The following is a 3,176-nucleotide window of genomic DNA, read 5'->3' as shown; positions in this document are numbered from 1 at the left end:
TCGCGGGTAACTTTTACACCCCATCCCTCAAGCTGTACCTGTCGTTTATCCTGGTCAGGTTCCGACTGGTACGCTGACGGAAACCGCATAGCGTTAATAACTTTCATCCCTTGTACTTTATGTTCAGGCTTACAGTCCGGCGCCTGCATGCGTTGTGTAAACGCTATCGTATGGCTAGTATCAAGTCCGATAATCGCGCATTTAAGTTCTTTACCCATAAAATTTACTCCTTCTAAAATATTTGTTTAAGTACTCCGATGATATTATACAAAATATTTCTACAGATTATCCAAATCGGTCAATCTCAGCGTTCCATTAACAAGTTTGGTAATTAATCTATAATACATGAACAACTCTTTATCTTTCGCGTAAGTTACAAACGTATTTCCAACGTAATACCCAACCGGATATTTAGTATTCCACCCGTACCGTAAGGCTGCTTTGCAATACTCGATAAACGAATGTTTCCAGTCCATCTTTTGCCCGCGGGTATAGGATGCGAGTTCGAGTTCAATTGTGAGCCCGTGGTTTTGGCGTAACGCTTCAATTTCGTCAAACCGTTCAAGCCCAACATCGCGGAACGCAAAATTAGGCTGCAGCATCGCGTTACGGAACCCCAAAGATTTCCATCCGTCAACCACCGCACCGGAGTAGGGTACCCAAAACAGGCCGTACCCTTTTGACTCCACGTATTTCGCTACCTCGGGGATAATCAGGCCGTCAGCTTCTTTCCTCCAACTTTCCGCTATCCAGTAGTAGCCGATGAAGTTTATATTTGTAAATCCAGCTGATTGAACCCGTTTCAACGTTTCGTCAACATACCATTTTACGAGGTTAAGCCGGTTATCACAACTTCCGCTGCTTGCGGGGTATGGGATCGCGAGGATAACATTTACCCGATGGATGTCCGCCGTATTTGACGTTTTAAGCACTTTTGCTGTATTCACCACTGCGTCGTTCAACCACTTGATTTGCTCACCGTTACCCAGCATACGGTCAATAAACCAGTCCCATTCTTCGCGTAACGCCAATTCGCCTCCGTGGTGGATAAATCCTCGTCCCGACGGGGTGACCAATCCAGTCATTAAAAACGTATCGAAAAACCAGCTTATCGGCGTACCAGCGGAATCAACTTCTGCAACTAACGGAACGAACCCGTCGGTAGAGACCCTTGTGTTTTCCCGTGCGTCGGAATATACTAACACTACGTTTTTTGGAATACTTAACATATATGTTTTAGTTTCCTTCTCATGTTTTTATTAGTTTATAATACCCTTTACGTTTTGAACCAAGATATTGTATTATTTTCATCCTTTTCAATTCTTCTAAATCTCTATCAATAGTTTTCTCGTTAACATTTAATTCTTTAGCTAAAGTCAATGAAGTAAACATTTCAATTGATTTGACTTTGTTTATTATATATCTAAACCTTTCTTGTTTAGGGACATTCAGGGACATTTTAGGGACATTCAGGGACATTTTAGGGACATCATATGCATCTCTATAAAAAGTCATAAAGAAAAAACCGGTCGATTCCATTTTTGGCGTCTTTAAGTTAGCTTCTTTCATCCATCCTTTTATTTTGTTTATCCCCGTACCTAGTTTTTCTACAAAGTCCAGACGGGAAAACAAATCTGCTATTACCTCATTCCTTCTTTTGCTCATCTTTCCCAGGTCTTTTACCGTTAAAGGTTTGGGAAGCCCTCCGGGGCTGGAAACCTCAACCCTGTTGTCAAATATAGAAACAGTTATATTTGCTCCCGTTACAAAATAATCGCGGTGCATTAAAGCATTGGCAACAGCTTCCCTCAACGCATCCAACGGAAGTTCATAAATATTTTCGCGTTTCCAGTCTTCCCGATACTTATATTTCACATTCAGATGTTCCTGCAAATAAACTCTTGTCCTGTTCAGATTTTCCAATAACCCGTTTTTAAATGTTTTGCGGTCTATAACATCAACCCGTTCCGTACCTTTAAACACCACAACATCCACATACGCGCTTGGAAAAAACTTACAGGGTTCTTTTGCGAAGAATAATATACCGGTATTATTGAGTAAAAGCTGGCTTGCTTTTTTCTGCGCTACTCCCAGGTTTATTAACACATCTTCCGTTTTATACGAAAAATCTATTTTAGCTGCTTCAATGTATTGATTGAAAAGGTTGTTGTCAAAATCCTGCGGATACTTGAATTTCGGACTTAGCTGGGTATCAAACCTTATCTTGCTTTCATCAATACATAACTGTAGTATCTGATCGCGGGTAAGCTTCTGTGCGTTCGGGCCCTGCCTCAGAAAAAACCCTTCTTTGCATTGATACGGTTTATTTGTGCCTTCTTCCACCTTTACTACCAACACATTTTCTAAAGCTTGCATGCTAACAGAAATTGCGGGGTCGCAGTTACGCGCTATATCGGTAATCTGAGACTTTAAACTGTTTGTAATTTTTATCCCCTTAACTTTACCGTAATCGTCTATACCAATAAATACTCTTCCACCTGTCGAATTTGCGAATGCCACAATTTCTTTAACAATCAATGGAGTGAATGCTTCTTTAAACTCTATAATCTGACCTTCGCCTTCTTGTGAAATAATTTCTAAATCCGTTTTGTGCATTGTCATAAAACTGTCCCCTTTTAATCTCAGTCAACCAATACCAGTATTATCTATAAATCCAAAAATCTTATTCTATTCAGAATTCTTCGTTTCTTCCTCGTCTTTTGTAATTATTTCTTTACAGGCGTATTTGAGAATGTTTCGAGTTCATTCTTCAGATAATCAAAATCTTCTTGTGGCGTGGACATTGTTGTGAAATTTGGCTTCCACCCGGCTGGCAGGATGACCCGTTTCATATCCTCCAACACAGCATTAACCTTATTCCTAAATTCTTCCGTACCAAGCACTTGAGGATACCGATCCTTTTGAACCATGCCATAGCGTACTTCCGTTTGCCCTTCCTCCACCGTCTCATATACGCGTTTCATAATCTCAGCGTTTGCCTGCCCATAAACTGAACGGCAATAGTCCAGCATTATCTCTGCCAACGGCGTTTTTGGTTCCCACATTTTACGTCCCACAATATACAGGTTTATCTGTGAAGGCAACGCGTGGAAACATTGTTCAAGCGAAATCCAGTCCACCAACTCGTTAGCCAGTTCCGGTAACTCTGCAAAATA

At 40.9% G+C, this 3,176-nt stretch carries 4 protein-coding genes; all 4 read right to left on the bottom strand.

The genetic code is table 11. The features are described 5' to 3' along the window. The coding region (locus tag WC955_13310) for a hypothetical protein (GenBank protein ID MFA5860033.1) at positions 1 to 218 on the bottom strand (218 nt) is incomplete at its 3' end. 60 nt (positions 219 to 278) lie between these two features. Then, on the bottom strand, positions 279 to 1,229 hold the full coding sequence (locus WC955_13305) for a DUF4855 domain-containing protein (protein ID MFA5860032.1): 951 nt from the start codon (positions 1,227 to 1,229) through the stop codon (positions 279 to 281). Between the two features lie 19 nt (positions 1,230 to 1,248). Next, entirely contained in the window at positions 1,249 to 2,622 is a 1,374-nt protein-coding gene (locus tag WC955_13300; GenBank protein ID MFA5860031.1) for an ATP-binding protein, read from the bottom strand. A 104-nt stretch (positions 2,623 to 2,726) separates the two neighbouring features. Continuing rightward, the coding region (locus WC955_13295) for a hypothetical protein (protein MFA5860030.1) at positions 2,727 to 3,176 on the bottom strand (450 nt) is incomplete at its 5' end.

The sequence above is a fragment of the Elusimicrobiota bacterium genome (genome assembly GCA_041658405.1).
GTDB lineage: Bacteria > Elusimicrobiota > UBA5214 > JBBAAG01 > JBBAAG01 > JBBAAG01.
This window is presented reverse-complemented; position numbering and strand designations above follow the sequence as displayed.

Coding starts and splice junctions, on each gene's coding strand:
- WC955_13305 (MFA5860032.1), bottom strand. CDS start 1,229: ATGTTAAGTATTCCAAAAAACGTAGTGTTAGTATATTCCGACGCACGG.
- WC955_13300 (MFA5860031.1), bottom strand. CDS start 2,622: ATGACAATGCACAAAACGGATTTAGAAATTATTTCACAAGAAGGCGAA.